The sequence below is a fragment of the Alteromonas sp. LMIT006 genome (assembly GCF_024300645.1).
GTDB classification, from domain to species: domain Bacteria; phylum Pseudomonadota; class Gammaproteobacteria; order Enterobacterales; family Alteromonadaceae; genus Opacimonas; species Opacimonas immobilis.
On sequence record NZ_CP101291.1, the window covers coordinates 1,686,159 to 1,708,413 of the forward strand.

Below are 22,255 nucleotides of genomic sequence, written 5' to 3' on the forward strand. Positions count from 1 at the left end.
GGTATGTTGACTGAATTCAGGTATGCGTATAGTGATGTGAGTTCAGGACATGTTGTACAAATTTGATGGAGTAATACCATGTACCCTACAATCTCATTCAAACGTTCGCTTGTTTACACAGCGGTATTGACCGCGTTGACCGTTCCGTTTACCAAAGCAGTGTTGGCTGAAGAAGCGGTGGATCCAACCAAAAACTCAGACATTCAGCTGATTCAATCGAATCAATCTAATGTCGAGGATAGAACTAAAGCCGATAACCTTGCGTTTATTCGCTCAGAAGGTCAAGGCGGCGTGGTGCTTAAAGGCGCGGATGCATCGGGTATCGTGCAACAGATCATGCCGGAGTTGGTCAACCGAGGCGAGCCATACGATTATTTGTCTAACGTACTCGACCTCACCATCAACAATGACAACGTGAACTCGCAAAATACTTTCTACATCTCACAGATTGGTGGCTCGTGGTTGGTCATGAATGTGGATGGTGAAAACAATACGGTCAGAATCGCCGACTTAGCGGGTATTGGCTTTGCAAAGGCCAATGCCAAAGATGCCAGTACCGACGATGCGCAAGCTCCAGAAGAAGCCACCAAAATCAATATCACCGGTGACCATAATGATTTAACCCTAACGCCAAACACAGTGGGCAACATTGCGCGTAAAATGCAGATCACGATGGATGAAGGACAGGGTCTCAGTCAATATAACGTACTCAATATCAGCTACTCGGATTTCTCTGACATCATCACCAATCTCAAAAACGCCTCATACAGCACCATTGATGTGACTCAGACGGATTTCACGGGCGATGTGGATGAGGTGTCAAACAATCCCAATATCGTGTTCATTGATGTGGTGGATGCAGACAATACTACGGTAGTACTGAATCAAACCGGGTTGGGTAATAACGCGACATTAAACGTGACCAATGATTTTAACACGATTAATTTAACGCAAAATAATCAGATTGGGGCGCTAAGTAACCAAGCCGATATCAATGTGGATGGGTACAACAATACCGTTACTGCCGAGCAAACGGTGGGACAATATGCCTATTTAGATAACAAGATTGACATTGACATTATTAATGGTGATAACAATACCATCTCCGTTATTCAAGATAATGGCAATGTCGATTTTTTTGAAGGTACTACAGCCACTGTACATGTCTCTGGCTCGGATAATGATATTGGGATTACGCAAACGGCCAATCATTCATATAGCGGTCAGCAACAAATCACGCTTAAGATCCAAGGTGACGAAAATGATTTTATGATAAATCATGGGTTTGAATGGCTCGATTTAACCGCCTCTGTCAAGGGTGATGGTAACCATCTTACGTTAGAAAATATCTCGGATAAGAGCTGGGCCGATATATGGGGTTCGCTCAATGTAATGGGCGATTACAATGACCTGAGTGCACGCTTTAATAGTGGCTATGTCAGTTTTGAACATTTTGACATTTTAGGCGGCGGAAATACCGTAGTATTAGGAGTGGGCGAAGGTGGGATGCATTATGAAAACGTCATCATTGATGGCGTACTGAACACGCTAAGAATGGATGTTTTTCGTTCATATTCGCATCTAGAAAACCTTTCCATGCTCGGTGAAGAAAACCAGATACACATACATAATATCAATAGCAATTTACGACTCAATACCGATATTTTGGGTAATCATAATCAGTTTGATTTGAACATTGAAACATTTGTTGACGATTATTATTGGGGAGGAGACAACCGCATCAATACGTCCATCCAAGGCAGTTTAAATGCTGTAGATGTATGGATTGAACAATCCGATGATGTTCAAGATTATTATGACCAAACAATCAATACTACGGTAAGCGGATTGGCCAACCGAGTCCGTTTACACTCAAGCATGTCTAATTTAAACACTCGCTCTGACCTTTCTTATGATTTGGATCTAAATGGGCATCACAATGTCGTTCTAGTTGATGATCACAGTGCGAACAATGTCACATTGGATTTTGATGTTCTAGGTAACGATAACCGTATTGAATATACCTCAGATACAGAGCACAGCGTTGATCAAACCGCAAACATTGACGTCATTGGGGATCACAACCGACTCTTGCTCAACCCATCCATTAGCAACAGCACTTATACCATAACCGGTGATGATAATTACCTGAGCATGACAGGCCATGCGGATGAACTTTCGTCCAGTATCATGTCTATCCATGGCAATGATAACACCATTGAGATGGATGTAGCCGGGCTGGATGGCGCGGTCAATATCAGCTTCGATGGGGATAACAATGTGATGGGCTTTACGTTAGGCGCGGGGTATTTGGATTACACGTTAACAGGCTCAGACTTTATTGGCGCGGTCAAAACCGTTGGTTCAGCCTATTATCAACAGATTGAGCGGTTAGGGACGGGGGTGATTAATATGGAAACTGCTGCGGGCGTCATCAATATTGCTTCCAACTGTGGCCAAACCTGTGGTAACGCGATTTAATCAAGTTTGACTTGTATGCAACGCAGTTATCATTTGTGGCACATAACGTGCCTGTTGGTTGTAAGTGTGTTGGCTGGGTGCGCATCCAGCCAGCAGACTAAGCCATCCCATCCACTGACCAGTGTTCCCCCTTTACAAGCCCACAAGGAGTTCGTGGCATCCGTCAAAACCTTTGGCGGGGACAAGGATGTCTTCACTGTTTCGGTACAAAATTTTGAAGACCTGTCTGGCTCACGCTCCGAGGGAGGGATTTCGACGTCGGTGGCCGCGTCAGGCAAATTTTTGACCGAGTTTTTGCTCAGCTCCCCCGAGTTGCGCAGCAAGTTTCACGTGTTGAATCGCACCCACCTTAACGCGCTGCTCACGGAACGCAAGCTGGCTGAGGCCTTTAATGAAGATCGCAAGGCGCGATTGATTGAACAAGCAAACCCAGTATTAAAGGAGATCCTCGCCAATTCACTGCAACCCAAATACGATTTTCCCGCGCTTGAGCCGGCTGCGTATTTGTTACATGGAGCCGTGATTGGCTATGACAAAGCCGTAGATGAATACGGTCAGGGATATGGTTTAATGGGGGCAAATACCAAAGAGAAAACCTCCATTGATCAGCTCTATGTGATGGTGCAACTCATCGACACCAACACAGGCGAAATCGTCAGTGTGGGAACGGCGACAGAACGCGTCAACAGCGTACTGTCATCCGCTGGTTTTTTTGGTTTGATCAACCCGTATCGAATTTTGGAATTAGAAGGGGGAGGGGTCAAAAACGATCCCACGACCATCGCGTTTTTTACGGCCTTACAAGCTGCCATTATGGAGATGTTTAACAATGTATAAATTATGCCTTCTTTTATTGCTGTGCTGCAGTGCCTTCGCGCACGCTGAAGCCCAACGATTCAATTTTAACAACCCGACATTTGGCGGGAATCCGTTTGTTGCCAATCACTTATTTAACTTGGCCAACAAACAGCAGATCCCCGAAAAAAAAGCCGATAACACGCAATCGGAATTGGAGTCCTTCGCGGAACAGATACGACGTCGTACGCTTTCGAGCATTTCCTCTGCGATTGCTGCTAATGTCAGTGGGTTGAGCATCGATGATCTGACGGACGAGAACGGTGTGATCAAACTCGATGGCATCGAAATCACCTATTATCAAGGCGAAAACTGTAATATTATCTTAGAACTTGCAGGTGAAAATGACGAAGAAATCGTGCTCGATATCCCTGATTTTTCATGTGGTGGTAACTAAGCAACTAAGTAACATAAGGGGGGGATAATGGCCTCCAAACCACCTTATCAGGTCGTTGTGTTAGAAGATAACTCACTGATCTTAGAACGTTTTTGCAACGTCTTGCGACAATGGCCCGATGCACAGGCCGTGCATCCATGCTTGACATTGCATGAGGCGCAAAGCGTTTTTGGGCGCCACTCTGTGGACTTGTTGGTAACCGACCTAGTGTTGCCGGATGGGGACGGGGTCAGTGCCATCACCGAGTGCTTAACCGCCCACCCAGAGGCTCAAGCCATTGTGATCTCAGCCTTGTCCAGCCGCCGTCAGGTCCTTGATTCATTTCGTGCCGGCGCAGTGGGGTATATTCTCAAAGACGAAGAAGATTATTCCATTATTGAAATCTGCGACCACATCATGCACGGTAAGTCCATCATGTCACCGTCCATCGCCAGAATGATGCTCACTGAATTGACCCAGTCCAGTGTGGTGCCGCCCGCACCGAGTGACAATCCACTGACCGCCAAAGAAACCGAAATTCTCTCTCTCATTGGCAAGGGCTACGCCTACAAAGAAGTCGCCCAGTTAAAAGACATTTCAGTGGGGACAGTGCAGGTACACATTCGCCATATCTACAAAAAATTACAAGTGAACAATCGTTCCGAAGCCTTTTATGAAGCCAAAAAAATGGGCCTCATCGATGACTAAGTTCACGCGGTGTGTGTTGCTGTTTAGCGGATTCGCCATCCTGGCGACGGTCTTCATCATGATACTGCTTGAGCAATACAAAATCCCCGCGGACGCGCTGAGTATCCACAGCGTGCTCGACGTCGACACCGGTCAAACCTTGTCATTGCCACTGCGCCGGATGAATCACACGGGCGAATCACAACAATATCGGTTCCGTGCTGAACTGCCTAAATCGGTTTTCTCTGACCACGCGGGGGATGAACCTTGGTATCTGTATCTGCCACGGTTTGAACAAAACATCACGGTTACGGTCAACGGCAAACGCATTTCCGCATCACACAACACCTCTGCCTGGCGAGGGCCATTGGTCTTTAATTCGGCGTTTATGCTCATCCCAACCGAACTTGTGTCTCAATCTCAGGTTCAGGTTGAGGTGGTGATCCGCACCACTACCTTACCTCCGGTCAGCTTGTATCCCTTGTATATTGGAACCTACTCCCAGTTGGGACCCATTTACACTCTGCAAGTTCTCCTTGAGTACGATGTGCGCCTGATCAGTACAGTGTTGCTGTGCATTGTCTGTGTCATGGCCTTGATCGTGTTTGTCAAAACGCCCACGCAACGAGCCTACTTGTGGTTAGCGTTGGCGTGTGGTTTGTTTTTGCCGATCCGCATCACCAATATCGTGCCGCTTGCGGAAGAGTGGCTGATGTATATCCCTTGGTTGTATTTTTTGCTGCCATTTGCCGCGCTGTCGATTTTGCATTATGTGCGGTATTTATCGGAAGCCTCTCGGTTTAACATTCCTTTACTTGCCCTGGCGTTGACGACCGTTGTGGGCGCGTTGTGCGCGGGATTAGGTCTATTGCCACTGCGTCAATCGGTCATCTTATTTGTCTTCCCATGGATCTTGGTGACACTCGCCGGTGCCGTGTATTTGCTGATCCAGCATGCCCATCGAACGGGGTCCTGGGTCTTTGTGCTGTTACTCACGTGCTTATTGGGGGTATGCATTGGGGTGGCACACGATGTATTGGTGCTCAATAACCTACTCGATCACGCCTTCATGGTGTCCTATCTGTGCGTTTTCTGCTTAATGATTGCTTTGTTGTTGCAGCTATACTACAAATTGGTCAGTCTGTTGGATATCGTCAATCATGCCAACGAGCGCTTAGTCGATGAGTTGGCCAAAAAAGAAGCCGCATTGCAACACAGTTATCAAGAACGCCAGGCCTTCGTTGTGCAACAATGTCTCAATGCTGAACGCGATCGCATCACGGCAGAATTGCACGATGGAGTCGCTGGACATTTAACCTCCATTCTGACCATTGCGAATGCCGCTGATCCCAAAGCGCATCCAAACCAATCCATCGTGTCTTTAACCAAGTACGCCATCAATGATGTGCGGTTGTTGGTCGATACGTTCTCCAGTGTGGGATCCGATCCGAATGTACTCTTTGCCATCATCAAAGAGCGCTGTTTTAGTCCATTGGCGAGTGCCAATATCCGTTTGCATTGGGACGTTACGACCATCCCTGAGCATTTATCCATTGATCCGGCGTTGGGTCTGGATTTGATTCGGATCATGCAAGAAATTTTGAACAATGCCATCAAGCACGGCGCTCCCACTGAGTTGTCGTGTGTCAGTGACATAGACCAACACACACTGACCATCACGGTGACGAACCAAGGCGGTATCGCACTGGACCACTCACGTTGTGCGTCGCCGGGACACGGATTACTCAATATCCGCAAACGCATTGCCAAATTTCCAGCGGGTGCGTTTGCGCTGCTGCCCATCGCGACAGGCGCGCGTGCGGTATTGTCGTTTTCGTTGGTGGATCGTCCGGCCGAGCCGACGCATCCTCCCACTTCCACTCATTCTGTCACATAAGGAGACGCATCATGTTGCACAGAACAGTATTGACCATGGCGTTACTCATCGGCCTCAGCGGGTGTCTGAGTGATTCCGATGATACCCCGCGCATCGATCGCAGCCAAGGCCCCAACCTCACCATCACCACCATTGACGTGGCTAACCTGAACTATTATGTACCCGGTGAAACCATTCGCGTGGATTTTGAGCTGGTGGTGCAGGAGTTGGATTACCCCGATGTGGACATTGATTTTTATGTCGTGCATGCTCAAGACTCAGCAGGAGAAGGCGAAGAAATCGAGGAAACCCATTATTTGGGGACCAAACGCTTATCCAAGGTCGAAAATGGGTCGGTGATTGCCTCATTTGTTGAGACCGTTCCTGACGTGACCATCACCGGCAACTATTGGATCATGGCCGTAGTAGACCCACAAAATACCGTGGAGGAGGCCTTTGAAGACGACAATCATCCCAACCTTGAGAATGAAGCCCATACCGAAGGCAATTTTCCGTATGCGATTGTCGATCTCGAGCATACGTTCAAACACGATTTTGCCATTGTCAACGCCGCTCTGAGCGAAGAAGTCCTTGTTTTAGATACCCCTGCGGTGCATGCCAACACTGCACTGGGTACCAATAACGCCGACATGCATGGGTACATCGATGCGCTGTATTATGGTCAAGAAGTGGCTCAAGCCAAATTGCTGGTGGAAGTCATGATTGATGGGAATTATGAGCCCATCGAGATCTGGGTTAATCAGGTCGACCAAGCCACCACCTTGGATCAAGAAGGGTATCAACTGTCTAAGCCCATGGATTTTACCTATAACCGAGAAGAGCATATCTTTGGTCTGGATCTGCGCTTGACGCAATCTCAGATTGAACGCTTGTACGCCTCGTACGACGCCAGTCAGCGCAATACGTTATCAGTGCGATTTGAGGTGGTGGATAACACGGACTACCAAGAAGAGTTTGATGACAGTAATAATATTCTGGATCTAGAAGTCCCTCTGTATTTCTTTGAAGATGAGACCGAAGCGACTTCTGGTAAGGCTGCCAAAGCGTACTCCTTTGACAACGGCCAGTTTGACGTTAATAGCGGGTACAGCAATGGGTTTGGGGACGCCTCCAAATTTAAGGTCGGAATTGATTTTGACTCGGACATGCAAATCGATTTGCCGACCGGATCGGCGCATTTTGAAGCCGCCGGCGCCATGGATTTATACGTCTTCAACAAAGCCAATAGTATCTTCAGTATCGATGTGGACAGCAAAGCCTCGGTGACAGGCGAAAACACTGGCGTGTCTGGCGATGTGGTGTTATTCAACAAAACCGTGTACGAGCAATCCATTTGGCGGGATGCGTATACGTTGGATTTTTCCAAAACTTGGGAAGAAAACAAAACCTTGGTTCAGTCTACGTTCTTCATCGGGCCAGTGCCATTGTCGGTGGAAGCCGGAATCAGTGGCGAAATGGGAATGGGCGCGAACTTGACCTATGAAGCACTCACGTTGACGGTGACCGGTGACTTATTCAAAGCCAGTTTAGGCGGTGCGGCCAATGGCGGGATCAACACCGGTGTCGCAAAAGCCGGTATCACCTTGGATTTGACGGTCTTAGAAAACGTATTAGCCATGGAAGCCACCACGGATATGCGCGCCTATGACAACAACACCGGTGGGCCAACCATTGATTGGTCGTTTGCCATTGTGGATGACATCAATGCGATTGAAGGCAAGTTTGGTTTATATGCTGAGACCTATGGTTTGAAATGGTGTAAGAAAAAAATCTTCGGTAAAAAAATCAAATACCCCTGTGGCACCAAAACGTACCATTATGACTATTGGTTCTATCAAACGCCGAGTATTTTTTCTAAACATTGGACCATTTATAGCGAATCAGGTCGGTTACAATGAGTATGACCTGGCGCCAACGAGCGTCTCTTGCTGTCAGTGCGCTGTGCCTTGGCGCATTGTCTGCTCACGCTCTGGCCTTGTGTGAACGCACCTTTGCGGTGACCATCGACACGCAAAGCACCTTTGCATTGACGCAACAAACCGACACCATGCAGCAATCGGTGCGTTTGTCCATAAGGCCGTTACCCAACACACCGCTGCCAGACGGGCAAACCGGGCAATGGCTTGGGATCCAAGTCGAACCTATTGCCTCTAGCGGTACCGCTGCGTCTGCGATGGAGCCGTCCATACCGCCTTTTGGTATGTTATTCGATCCGTATGGCGTGATTGTGGACCAGATGTTTTTGCCTGGGTTATCAGATGCTCAGCGTCAACAAGCCATGGGCTATGCGTACTGGTTGCAGGTGCCACAACACACCACCTCGACGCAGACCCCAACCATACCGGCCAAAGGCATTCGTTATCAGGATAATAACGGCCAGTTTGAACCCCAATTTATCATGAGCGAACCCACTCAGTTAGCTTATCGCAACACGGGGTATCTGTCGGTGGATCCGCAATTGGGTCAAGATATTGTAGTGGAGGAGGCACAAGCGTCTTACCAGTTGGATGCGTGTGGGTTTGCGGATTTTACGCAGCACACCTGGCTCACCTACACCCACCCTGCATCCGCTCAATTGTCATTGCGTGCACAACAGCATGTGCAAGGTAAGGTGATCCCAGCGGATCCAGACACGTTATTGTGGCAACTGCCGGATAATCTGCGGTTATGGCGCACTGCGCCGTCAACGCCACTGAGCGAGACGCAACGCAACGCATTGACGCAACAGCTAGAAAAATGGCTCAACACCACCGATTGGTTGAATCAACCCCCTGGGGAACTGAGTGAGGCATTGCGTGCATTTGATGCTGTGCTGGACTATATTCCCGAGTTACTTTTGCACCAAGGGTGGAGTGACGCACAACAGATGCGTATTATCCATGCCTTGGGATTACTTGACACACCACGGGCACAATCGAGCTTGGTGAGTATGTTGACGCAGGACGCGCACACCGAGACCAATCAATTTCGTGCCTTACGCGCATTGACGCAAGGTGATACGGCATTATCCGAAGAGGCGGTCCTCGCGTTAATGGCACACACCGACGTGGCGTTGCAACGGCAATCCGAGATGGACCACGCGTTATTGTTGCACATTGGTATTTTGTATGACGTACGCCCAAAGACAGCCTTGTCTGCCAAGTTGTTAAATGGGTTGCACGAAGCGTTGCACGCAGCCCCTGATCACAAGACACAAGCCACATTAATTGCGGCAGTAGGCAATACCGCACACCCAGACAGCGTAAAAATTCTGGCGCGTTTTCAACACGCTACGGATCCTGCAATCGTCGACAATTTGGCGTTCAGTCTGGGACAGATCCAAGGAGAACAGTCCTTACAGGTATTGACGCATTTGCTCAACCGTGAGGAAGTGTTGCACAAAGCCAGTGTGATAGGGGCCTTGCACGCGTTTGATTTGGACACTGGCGCCATGCAAACCATTACCACGCTGGCTGAACAGCAGAACGATCATCAGACTCGCCGTGCGGCCATCAAAACCTTGGGGGCCCAAACCCATCGTAAAACGGAAGCCGCGGCGATGTTGCGCCATCTATTGCAAAATGAGTCCAATAAAGCCAATTTTAAACGGGCCGCCAAAGCGATTGCTGAATTGGAGCGAGAGGGAGGGTAGCCGATGGAAAGACGGACATAGTAAGAAAAATTCTTACTGCAATTTTCATAAAAAAATATAAAGATGTATATAACGTGTACCGGACAAGCATATTATGAACGCAATATCCAAAATTCTCTTCGTCTTGATATCAGCACAACTCATCGCATGTGGTGGTGAGACATCAACAGGCGAAGAACGACCGCCCAACAATTCGAATATTCGGTTTCAACAAAACGAAAATGAAAGTGCACCTAATCCCAACCTTGTTAGGTTGCCTCAAGATGTCAACCCTGAATTTGTCAATGTTATCCCCACGAATACGATACAAGAAAATGACCAAGTCGTCGCGAACGCGATACAACAAATAACCGGGTTAGAGAAAATGGTTTTTCCTCAACTTGAAGGGGAATGGCAAGGCGAAATGGCGGTTAAAGGGACGAAGCAAGACACATTATTGTTCGTGGATAAGTTTGGCATGGTCATGATTGACCTGCCGGATTTGGCCAAGATAACCCACTTAACGGATATCAAACCACATGAAGAGAACGCCTTTTTGGCTAATATGACCCTCAATGGTCAGCAACTACCCATAAAAGTTGAGTACAGCAATGCGCGCATCGAGTTTATCGCCAGAAATGCTGAAAGCGTAGAGTACACATTCGCCACTTTTGGTCGAAAAAAACAACAGACCCAGTTGGACATTGCAACGCTGAACGATTTGAAATTGTCCTCCAAACCGTCCACAGATCAGCAAACTGGATTAGAGATGTATTTTGACAAGAGTGGTAATGGCGTCATGTCTTTGGGTGATTGTAAAATGTCGGCAAATGCTGTCGATAATATCACCTTCACTACTATCCGATTTATACCCAGAGAGGATGCAAAATGCCAAGGGTTTGGTTTGAAAAATGCGTCCACAAGCATTGTCAAAATGAACCAAAACAATGAACTGGAAATTCGATTTTTGGATGAAAAGAACACTCGAAGTCAAAGATTGAATATTGACCTCGAAACATTACTAGTAAGCTCTGCAGTGGTTGAAAACGGAAAATGAAACACTTTTTACTCATATTTACATTGTTCGTAGTCACCATACTCTTAACTGGATGTCGTGATAATTTTTATGTCGAAATTGAATGCAAGAGCTGTCTGGATAAATCTGGCAATGTTGATGGACGAAGTACGGACGGTCAAGGTGTATTTGCGATCTACATGATCAGTGATGGTAATGTGGTGGATGCACGTTACTTTACAGAGGATGGAAATGAAACATCCGATTTGTTTACCGCGTTTGGAAATGAACATTTTTTACCTGAGTATCTGTTAGATGAAGGCGAAGCTCGTAACAGTTTCAACAGAAGTAAACGATTATACCCTTTTAGAAACCTTCCCGGTGACGACTATCTGGATGTTGAGACCTCTAAAGCCCTCGTCCCTTCACAAATGCCGAGTGCTGACGATAACAACTACGACGTAACACGTAACATTGCCAAAAATACATCAGCATTTCGTTTCACTATCCCATTTGGTTCAAAAATATATGACGATGGCGATGAGGAGTTTCAAACCGCCTTTGGTAATGGTTATGTGTCACTTGATAATCCCATCGATAAAGTGATTGTTGTGACCCCTTTAGGCGGGGTTTTTGCAAGTCAATGCGTGCCATACCGTGATTTTTTTCAAAGTATGAATCCATCAAACCGTTTCAAAGATGTTATTTGTAACAACTTTTCGCATACCTATCTTTACGATCCTATTTATTACATTAGTTCATCAGCTACTGATCAACTTGACGGTTTAGCGGGTGAAGCTTTCTTTCTCGCTTTCCTTTACAACCCAGGTTCTTTTGTACCCTTTATAAAAACAACGAACTATAGGGTATCTAATATCGACCAACTTAATGCGTTTCCACCCTATAATTTACGATCCTATACCTATTATGACGGTTTAGAAAAATTACAAGAACTCACTGGTTCAAATGATTTTAAAAACATTGTCATTAAATCAGACATTCCCTTTACCGTTTATGCCATCGACGAGTTAACGTCACCGAATATTGCAACACCTCTAGAGTGTCTTGTTCAAGAAGGCAAAATATCAAACTTAGCGATCAATGATGAGCAAACACTTTTAACGTTAAATACATCAGTAAAAATATCCCCTTACATTGTTTTAAATGAATTTAAAAAAAACTCTTCTCTTTCAAGAATTGAAGAAGTTCAAATTTTAAGTCATGTTTCTAATGCTAATGGTGAACCTTATTATGCTTCCTTTGAAGGCATCAACCTATTCGAATTGTGTACAAATCAGAATTGTGACCCCATGACCATAAAACCGTATTCTTATAGTGAAAACGGTTTTTATCTCCACGATTTGTACAGCGATGAAAGCATGACCATTGAAGATAATTGTCAATCCAATTCGATCAGTGATATCGCGCTTTATGGTAAATATTCAAACAACACAGTCAATCGTGTCGGAGAGACGGTTCGTATTCAAGTTGACTTTACTTTTCCAACAAAAGTCAGCCCTTCAGGTCGAAACAATTTTTCAGACCACAGCATTACGTTTTCAATCGGCGAGCAAGTGGTAACGGCTTTTGGTGATGAGATAATCACGGATGGCTTATCGACAGAACAAATTGAAAATAACTATATTTCAGGAATGGTGTTTGCATTTACCGTGACTGAAGACATGTATTCAGAAGATGGTATTCAATTCAATGATTCTCGTGATGAGCTGTATTTTGATAAGCGTTATGTTTCGTTCAATCTAAGACAGTTTGAGAGGGCTATCCCAATGCATGATAGTTTGACGATTGCCAGCAACAATGTCTCTATCATGCCAGAAGTTAATGCACCGAGTGTTCTCGAATACCAAGCGATCCTGTCGCAGGAGATGCATGTTTCTCCGAATTTTAAATTGGATGATAATCAGTCGACGGCTAACGCAAAAGGCTCAGGTCCGTATTGGTCTGAAGGCCGTTTGTCTTCCGCAATATACGAAACCGCAATCGATATTTTGCCGTGGCAAAATAATACCACGCTATCGTACCGAGTTCATTTTTCAGATGAGATATCTGGATTAGATACGGATGATTTTCAGTTAGTGGATATCAATGGTCAAGCTTCTGCTGCTATCCTTGAAGTACGTCCGGCGACATTAACCGGGGCCGCGACACGATCTCAGAAAACATCATCTGACCGATATATTGTGACAATAGGAGAGTTTTCAGGACAAACTGCGTTTAAACTGGTACTAAAAGACGACGCCACATTTTACTCATCGGTGGGCGGTCGAGAAATTGAGGGCGTTGTTGAAAACTATTCAAATATGGATTTTTACGAGTTACCAGGGAGTATTATTCGCTTCAATGACGCGTTAGATACCCCCAAGCTTGGCGAGTTAATCACCTCTGATTCATTTTATCCCAATGGTGTGCCGACCGAAGTCAATATGTCACTGAATACCATCTTGCCAACCTTTATCCCCTCAAGAGACCATTTCGAAATTATCATTTTGTTGAAAGACGGTACGAGTTTCTCTAAGTTGGAACAGGATATTCAACTGAGTATTACTCCCACCTATGATGTGTGGTTAGAAGAGTTCCCTCATTTTTACAACCTTAAAATAGATTTATCCTCTCTAGCGCAAGCCAATATTGATTTTGCTAATTTGACGGTTTTTGTCAACACAGAAAATACACAGCCGCTTATGACAAAATGGGGTATAAGTCATCTTAATGCCATTGGGAGTACAGTCAATATCACAGCACCGACCGTTGATAATATTCGACTGCACTCTGTAGACAATTCGCAGGTCACATTTGCGTTAGATACCAGCGAATCGGTGTACATAAAAAACACGGAGGATTTCTTACAATGTTGTCAGCTGCAAACCGCTGCCGGCACGATATTACCATTGGCATTAACAGGCCTGAACGAAGGCACTACCTTTTTGTTGCAAGCGGATGTATCGGATTTGTCTCACAATGAACGACTCACATTCTCGTTAGAACAATGGAATTTTCCTTTAGAGGGGACTGATGGGAGCGGCGTAGGCAATACGCGCCTATCACTGCGAAATAGTTTTGATGATCTGGATATCATATTAGATAAACAGGCGGCTGAATTAACCGCAAGCTCGGTTTATTTTACCAATAGTGGGCCAACACTCACACTTCAGTTTGATGAGCTGGTCAGTACGAATTTATCCACCTTGCCCAGTTTGATTAGTACTGCAAATGATCAGGTTCTTGACGTTATTGATGTCGTTGAAAATACAGACCAAGGCTATTCGATATTTGATATAACATTTACTATCCCGCACCAGCAGACGGCAGCACAGATCAAAGTAGATCTCAGTAATGCGGTCATTCAGGATGACTTCAATAATCGTTCGTTGTTTCAAGCGCCTCAAGATTATGAGTTATGTTTTCCAAATTTGATCCTACATGACATGGAAAGCAATATATTCGGCGATGATACAGCAATCCAGTTATTAGAAGGAGCGGAAGCCAAATCAATGAGCCTGTCTCTGGCTTGTCCGCCTTCCGATACGATTACCGTGCAGGTTGTCAGAGACGGTGATGATGCGATTTCGATAAATGGAAGCACAGATCGTACTACCGAACTGACATTCACGCCGTCAAATTGGAATGAACCACAATTACTTGCACTTGAGTTATTGGATAACGATTATTTCGAAGCGGATAGAACTATTGCTCTAAGCTTTGAGTTTATTGATACAGCGTCAGATGAAATGGGTTATCAGTTGGCGCCAGGTAAAGTCATCAATTTGATGTTACAAGATGATGACTATTACTTAAGAACAGATGATCCTTATCTGGGCTTTGTGTTAGAAGAAGGCATAACGTCACCACAAATCAATGTGTCTGGAAATGCAGTAAGTGAAATTCCTACCACATTGATTTTGGAGGTCATCGGGGCTCAGTTTCTTCAACCGGTGGAAAGTTTGTTGATTAGCAAGAGTGAATCTGCCGATTTGAATGCGCAACTACTGGGCAATTCTGGCGTTAAATACGTGTTTTCAGCCGAACCGAATGGACCTACCGAAAACAATACCTCCATTCAACGGGTTGAGTTCATCGCTCAGTCTGAAGTCGTTGCGTGGTTTGATATCAAGGTTGAGCACAGTGAAGTGCTTACATCGGTGACTGAACAAGTATTGGTGGAAGGCGGTGATGCTGCAACATTAACGGTCCAATTAGATTCTCCACCCATTGAACCCACACGTTTTGCTGTTACGTCTTTTGATGAAACAGAATTAACAGTTTCGCCTGATGTTCTTGAGTTTAATGAATTTAACTGGAATCAACCTCAACAAGTAGTCATCACTCCAGTGCAAGATATTGAACAAGATGGTGATACCAATGCATCGATTTCACTCTCTGTCAGCGATACAATAGAATATAATCCGGAAAATGTTTATGCCCAGTATCCTGCCAAAACGTTTGAATTTAATGTGCGTCAATCAGCACTTTCTTCATTTACGGTGTCTGAACTGAACGGTCAAATAGCCGAAGGAGGACAAGCTCAATTTACAGTAGTGTTAAATGAGCCGCCGACATTACCCACAAACAGTCAAACAATCTTCATAACGACTAATAATAATGAGGCGAACATAAGTACAGGGGAGTTATTGTTTACCTCTGATAATTGGAATGTGCCACAAACGGTCATTGTGCAAGGTACGGATGATAACAACGTCGATGGCACGTCTAATGTGACGATCGCGATTCGCTCCGTTACGGGCTCAACATCATTACAAGGGACAAATACGTCCATCAAAACGACGGTCTCAGATAATGATACGTGGCCTAAACCTGACTTTACTATCACAGTACCTGAATTTTATGAGGGGCTTGATCAGTTCCCTTCTTGGATGCATGAAGATATAGCGCTGAATACCACGTTCACTGCGAAGCCAAATCAACCCACAAAAGCGACTTTCGAGGTGGTTTATGACGTAAATAATGAACGTGTTGGAAGAAAACAATGTCCGAGATATTCTGATGAATGTTCATTAATCAAAAAAGAACTCTTTACCCTTAGTGGGGGAGAATGGAATAGCTACGACTCTATCTACGTTGAGGGTCTGTCTAGCATTAATGACGATATCTATAATGGTACAAATACTATCACTGGTGTGATTCGCTATATTGAGGGTGACCCAGTATGGGAAGGCTTTGAAAAAGAATTTACCTACCAATTAGTGGATGATGAAATAGGGTTTCAATTAACTGACTTACCTTTGCAGATTACCTCAGGAGAATCTTGGGATTTTAATGTTTATTTATCAGCATTCCGTGTGGGGGAAATGGCTGGGTTTTTCGAAAATAGACGACCGACTGAACGATACGCTGACATTCAACTGTCGACCAATGACCCACAGGTTTCGGTATCGCCTACTTCAATGAAAATTGAATCACATACTTGGGATAAAAACCGCCCATACCATAATGAAACAGATATTAGATTAACCTATATTCAAGATGGGGACGATTTGCAAGCAGGCATATTCATTAACCAGCAGGCATTAATCTTTAATACAGATAATTGGAATGTCCCTCAAATCATAGAAATCGAAACATATGGTGAGGTTGACTCTGGTCAAAGTACAATTTACGGCGTAAGTTTAAATATTGATGAAACCATAGAAAATAGAGACAGCCGATTTGATGCTTCTGATGTTATTTTTGAGGTTGCGTTGGTGAATGAGCTACCAGAGGCTTCTGATGATTCGACGCAATCAAGAACGAATAAGCCAGGTCTCATTTTATCTGAAAATATCATTTATACGTATCCGTCAGAAACTGCCTCAATTGCAGTATCTCTTAGTCAAGCACCTCAAGGAGAGGTAAGGGTAAGGGTAAATGATTTGGGTAAACAGGTTAAATTACAACTGCGCTCAACAGGTCGTGATGGGCTAAAAGTAAAACCCAAAGACGTCATTATGTACGCTCAAAAAACACTTGGTCTTGTTGAAACGGCACTTTCTGTCACTGAGAACGAAACACAGATTGGATTACTGAATCCAAGTTATTCTGCCGCTGTTACCCTAGGGGATTCTAAATATAGTGACTTGTTCAGCATTACGGATAATATTTTATCGCTGAGTGCGCCATTGGACTATGAAGTAACCTCTGAACCCATTAGTCTGCCATTGTACATAACGGATTCATTTGGTAATCAGGTTACTCAAACCATTACCGTAACAGTCATTGATGCGAATGATGCGCCAGTAATAAACATATTGAATAGCTTAACAGCGGAAGAGGGGGAGTCTGTCAGTACTCGTTTTACTTATACCGATCAAGACGGGGATACCGTTTCTGCAACGGTCAGTACACCTCCGTCCAATGGTTTGGCGTCGGTGGATGGCACGAACGTGACCTACACACCCGCAGCCAACTTCCATGGCTCCGATAGCTTTGTTCTGACCTTAACCGATGGGAATGGTTATGAGACGACCCAAATCATCAATGTGACGGTAAACCAAGTCAACGATGCCCCGGAGGCATTTGATTTACATCGAGCGACAGAAATCGACACTGCCACAACATTTGCCTTGATAGGTAGAGATGTTGACGGTGATGTGTTGACATATGAGATAGTATCGACACCAAACAACGGTTCTCTTGTGGTTGAACAAGGTAGCAATAAGGTCACCTACACGCCTGATAATGGCTTTAGGGGCATAGATACGTTCTCTTATCGTGTCATTGATAGTTCTGATGCAGACAATAATCAAAGTGACATCAGTAGGGTGACGATAAATGTCTCCGCAAAAACCTGGCTCAGTCAGTTAGGTGAAGATATTCTCGGTGTGCCAACACGAAGTAAATATGGTAGATCCGTGAGTTTAAGTGCCGACGGTCGCACCATGGCAATTGGCGATTTCAATGAAAGACAGAATGGTGTTTTTACCTCTGGAACTGCCGGCCGTGTTCGTGTGTATACTTACCGTAACGATGATGAAAACTTAGGCTGGCAACAGCTTGGCGTCTTTTATGGTGAAGAGTTAGGTGACAAAGCAGGGCATTCAGTGAGTTTAAGTGCTGACGGTCGTACGGTAGCTATTGGCGCCTATATGAATGACGGAAACGGCTTATATTCAGGTCACGTTCGGGTATATACCTACGAAACAGGCGGAGAGAGTGCACGCTGGAAACGTTTAGGGGGAGACATTGATGGTGAGTCAACACAAGATAATTCAGGTTGGTCTGTCAGTCTCAGTGCCGATGGTCGCACTGTTGCCATTGGTGCTCCATTTAACAGTGACAATGGTCGCAGCGCGGGCCATGTACGCGTATATTCTTATCATGCAAAAGAGTGGCAACAACTGGGGGCAGATATCGATGGTGAAGCGGAAGGAGACCGTTCAGGTTACTCAGTGAGTTTAGGTGCCGATGGTCGAACACTGGCGATTGGTGCGCCTTACCATGACGGCAATGGATCATCTTCAGGTCAAACACGCATTTACCGCTATAATTACAAGTTGTTTGGTTGGGAGCAGCTGGGCACAGATATTAACGGTGAAGCAGAAGGTGATCAATCGGGTCATTCAGTGAGCTTAAGCGCTGATGGTCTCACGGTGGCGATTGGAGCGCCGTATAATGGCCAAGCACTCGAAACACCATTTGATCCCTCATCTTCAGGACATGTTCGCGTTTATCGCTATCACAACGAGACGCTTGCATGGGAGCAGTTGGGTATAGATATCCATGGTGACAGGTATGCAGCAGAGCAAGGGGATATGCGTGAAGGAAAGCAACTTGGTGACGCGTCATTTGGTCACTCTGTTAGTATAAGTGCCGATGGGCAAAAGGTCGCAGTCGGCGCAACGGAATATTTTTATCAACATGAGAATGAGATTATAACCTTTGGACATGGTCAAGTTAGGGTGTACGAGTACAACACAGAGCGTGAAACGCCCGAGTGGCATCAAGTGTCAAGTCGAGAGGCACATGTTGGTTTGAATACCTCCATCAATTTAAGTGGCGATGGCAGTACAGTGGCAGTAGGAGCGCCATATGATTATGGGCTTAGACCTTGCTTACAGACTGCAAGTATCATGAACTGGGAAGACTGTCCTCCTGCTTCAAATGACCCTTGGTATTTACAAAGTTCTGTAGGTGCTTATCGGTTGAAAGATACGGCCCCAGTTGCCATAGCGCAATCTCTTACGACAAATGAAGGGGCTGCTATTGATATCACATTAACAGGCACAGATGGGGATGGAGATAGTCTTCGTTTTACGGTCGATGACTCAACCCTTGAGCAGAACGCGATATTGACGGCTAAGGAAGGAGAAGAAAACACATATATCCTTACTCCAACGGCGTACTTCCATGGGGAGTTAATATTTACCTTTACCGCTCGAGACGGCAGATCAAACAGTATGCCTGCTAGTGTAATCGTAACGGTGAATGCGTTAGATAATGCTGTGGATGACGGTGTTGTGTATGGTTTTAATTCAGCCGATTCCGCTAGTGTTGGTGTCGAAGATACTTCTCAAGTATTAACGATGCCAAGTGTGGATAGAGATGGCCAAACATTGGTATATGATATTGTGACGCAGCCAACCAATGGTGTAATTTCGGTAAATGGTCATGTGTTCACATACACACCAAACACGAATGCGTTTGGAGAAGACAGTTTCACATACGCTGTTACAGATAATCCTGCAGATGAAACACGCTCCGTCACACAAACTGCATATATAGTTGTGACGTCAGTCAATGATGCACCGTATTCAATACCCATTCCTGAACAAGCGTTTACGCCAGGAGATTATCTTGAATTTAATGTAGTCGATTTTTTTGGTGACGAGGATGCTAATGATGAATTGGCTTTTACTTTCGCCAACCAACCTATGCTTAATTTAGAAATCATAGACGGTGTGATTAGCGGATATGTTGATACTGAAGAAAGTTTCTCAGTGACTGTGACTGCAACGGATAGTCAAGGTCTCTCAGTGTCGGCAGAAATACGGTTTGTGAGTCGTTTTGCACAATGAACACTGAGCAATAGACGGTAAGTTTACACAATAAAGCCAATTTTAAACGGGCCGCCAAAGCGATTGCTGAATTGGAGCGAGAGGGAGGGTAGCCGGTGTCGATAAGACTAGCCTAGCCACTCGGCTAGTTTTGCGGTGGTACAGTAGCGCTGTGGAGATGTTTTTTCTACGATTGTTCTATGAGATTTAACCATCAAATAAGGAAATCAATTGAAAGACATCAGAACCACTCTCAGCTGCAGAGAAAGACAAATCGCTCAACTAAAAACCATGGGAATGACCAACCGTGAAATCGCCCACGAACTAGCTATTGGCGAGCGCACAGTACGATTTCATATTCATAACATTTATCGGAAACTCAAGGTCCCCAATACTCTGACACTCAACTATGTGTACGGCGATCAGTTTCGGCCTATCTATCCGCAGTATCTTAGCTGAATTAAACCTATATAACGTCTCCCAGCTTGAACGCTACAGAATGTTGTCGTAGCGTTTTTTCTTGTATACGCTATATAAATCCCTATAATTGGGTTATTGATTAATAAATACCTAAATATGGTGATTTATGTCCGAGGTGGAATACGCGAAAGTGTTACTAGGAAAACTCATTAAACACACCCGTGCTACACAAATGGATCAACATGAATTGGCACTGCGAACTGGGACAAGCAAAAATACCATTAGTCGTTTAGAGCTTGGCCAAGGGGTAAATGTTGATATCTTATTGGCTGTTTTAGACCACTTAGAACTGCTCGCTCCATTTGTGGCAAACGTTGAAGAGCAATATGCATTAGTTAAAAATAATCCGCAACGAAGTTCTTCTAAGGTAGAGAAGGAGTTGCCGAATGACTTCTAGAGCGTATGTTTTTATTGATGGCTTGGAAGATAAGCCCGTCATCTGTGGCATTGTCGAGCTCGATCCTATCGCTAAATTAGGCAAATTCCGCTATGGTAAATCTTATCAGCAACGTGAAGATGCTTTCCCGCTTGATCCGATACATTTACCTCTTACCGAGGAGCAAATCATAACCCGAGTAAATCATGGTATGTTTGGTGTTATTTTAGATGCGGGTGCTGATAGTTGGGGACGTAAACTCATTTATGCTCTACATTCAACAAAACCGAAGAATGATTTAGAGCTTGTGATGGCCGGTTCTGGTATGGGTGTTGGTGCCCTCACATTTAGTTTGTCGAGAACGGCCAGTAAATCAAAACACAACAAAAACTCCCTCGAAGATATGGCAATCTTGTTGCAAGGTAAACAGGCTATATTAGCAGATCAGGCTCTATCTGATGAAGTCAAAAAATCGTTTCAGTTTGGCTCTAGCTTAGGAGGTGCAAGACCTAAAACGACTGTTATGGAGGACAAAATTAGTTATCTTGCGAAATTTAATCGCACTGATGACCTCTTTAATGTATGTCGTGTTGAGCATGCTTGCATGAAAATGCTATCAGAGTTAACAGACCTAAATGTGCGGGTTGCGAACACACGGTTGCTTAATAATCACGATGAAGATATTTTACTGGTCGAGCGTTTTGACTGTTTAGAGAGTCGACCGACTCATCATCTTTTGAGTGCGAATTCATTGATTAATCAAATGAAGGTCACGGAGCAGTCCAGTACAACTTTCTACAGCTATGGCGCTTTAGCGGAATTTAACATGAAATATGGTGCTGAACCGAAAGATTCCCATGAATTGTTCGCTCGCATGATATTTAATATTTGTATGGGCAATACGGATGATCATTCGCGAAATCACGCTTTCCTATATTCATTCAAGAACAAACATTGGCGATTATCTAAAGCGTATGACGTGTTGCCCATCAACAATACAAGACAGCATGGTATTGGCATTGGTGCTCAAGGCAGATTAGGTAGTATTGACAATGCTATGTCCCAGGCGAAGCGTTTTGGACTCAATAGTAGAAAGGCAAAAGCCATTGCAAATATGGTTGTGGAACTGACGTCGGAATGGGCCTTTTATTTTGGCAATAACGGTGTTTCAGAGTTGGACATCGAAGTATTAAAAGGGGTTGTCCCAGACTCTAGTAGACCCTAATATGGCTTTTCTTGTATCAAATATATTAACTGACTAACACAGTTCCATCTCATCTCCTACAACCAAGGTCTACTCAGTCCCCCAAAAGTGTAGACTAACTCCCCCGACCACCTAGCCGAAGGGATAGTTCCAATATTAAATTAACCTTATTAATATAATGAAAACAATAGTTTGTAAATATACATTAGTTTCTTAAGTCTTTCGACCAGTGGCACAAAATCCTTCTTAGCCTAAGCTTATTACAC

The 22,255-nt window shown here is 44.8% G+C and carries 12 protein-coding genes; all 12 read left to right on the forward strand.

The window, feature by feature from the left end; translation table 11 throughout:
- Window positions 1-78: 78 nt before the first annotated feature.
- On the forward strand, window positions 79-2,481 hold the full coding sequence (locus tag NLG07_RS07910; protein ID WP_254854930.1) for a hypothetical protein: 2,403 nt from the start codon (window positions 79-81) through the stop codon (window positions 2,479-2,481).
- Window positions 2,482-2,634: 153 nt separating this feature from the next.
- Window positions 2,635-3,318: a CsgG/HfaB family protein gene (locus tag NLG07_RS07915; protein WP_254854931.1), complete on the forward strand. Its 684-nt coding sequence runs from the start codon at window positions 2,635-2,637 to the stop codon at window positions 3,316-3,318.
- Window positions 3,311-3,733 (forward strand): curli assembly protein CsgF, encoded by a 423-nt coding sequence (locus NLG07_RS07920; RefSeq protein WP_254854932.1) that lies wholly within the window; start codon window positions 3,311-3,313, stop codon window positions 3,731-3,733. Before NLG07_RS07915 ends, NLG07_RS07920 begins: the two co-directional genes overlap by 8 nt.
- Before the next feature lie 27 nt (window positions 3,734-3,760).
- The gene (locus tag NLG07_RS07925; RefSeq protein ID WP_254854933.1) at window positions 3,761-4,420 is read left to right on the forward strand and encodes a response regulator transcription factor; all 660 of its coding nucleotides are present in this window, start codon (window positions 3,761-3,763) and stop codon (window positions 4,418-4,420) included.
- Complete coding sequence (locus NLG07_RS07930) at window positions 4,413-6,296, forward strand: hypothetical protein (RefSeq protein ID WP_254854934.1); 1,884 nt, start codon at window positions 4,413-4,415, stop codon at window positions 6,294-6,296. Before NLG07_RS07925 ends, NLG07_RS07930 begins: the two co-directional genes overlap by 8 nt.
- A gap of 11 nt (window positions 6,297-6,307) precedes the next feature.
- Complete coding sequence (locus NLG07_RS07935; protein WP_254854935.1) at window positions 6,308-8,194, forward strand: hypothetical protein; 1,887 nt, start codon at window positions 6,308-6,310, stop codon at window positions 8,192-8,194.
- Window positions 8,191-9,927, forward strand: coding sequence for a HEAT repeat domain-containing protein (locus tag NLG07_RS07940; RefSeq protein ID WP_254854936.1), 1,737 nt, complete (start codon window positions 8,191-8,193; stop codon window positions 9,925-9,927). The genes NLG07_RS07935 and NLG07_RS07940 overlap by 4 nt, the downstream gene beginning before the upstream one ends.
- Window positions 9,928-10,021: 94 nt before the next feature.
- Window positions 10,022-10,963: a hypothetical protein gene (locus NLG07_RS07945; protein WP_254854937.1), complete on the forward strand. Its 942-nt coding sequence runs from the start codon at window positions 10,022-10,024 to the stop codon at window positions 10,961-10,963.
- A complete protein-coding gene (locus tag NLG07_RS07950) occupies window positions 10,960-19,950 on the forward strand; it encodes a tandem-95 repeat protein (protein ID WP_254854938.1) in 8,991 nt (2,996 codons plus the stop codon). Before NLG07_RS07945 ends, NLG07_RS07950 begins: the two co-directional genes overlap by 4 nt.
- A 210-nt stretch (window positions 19,951-20,160) precedes the next feature.
- Entirely contained in the window at window positions 20,161-20,388 is a 228-nt protein-coding gene (locus tag NLG07_RS07955; RefSeq protein ID WP_254854939.1) for a helix-turn-helix transcriptional regulator, read from the forward strand.
- A gap of 127 nt (window positions 20,389-20,515) precedes the next feature.
- A complete protein-coding gene (locus tag NLG07_RS07960) occupies window positions 20,516-20,806 on the forward strand; it encodes a helix-turn-helix domain-containing protein (protein ID WP_254854940.1) in 291 nt (96 codons plus the stop codon).
- Complete coding sequence (locus NLG07_RS07965) at window positions 20,796-22,010, forward strand: type II toxin-antitoxin system HipA family toxin (RefSeq protein WP_254854941.1); 1,215 nt, start codon at window positions 20,796-20,798, stop codon at window positions 22,008-22,010. Before NLG07_RS07960 ends, NLG07_RS07965 begins: the two co-directional genes overlap by 11 nt.
- Window positions 22,011-22,255 lie beyond the last annotated feature (245 nt).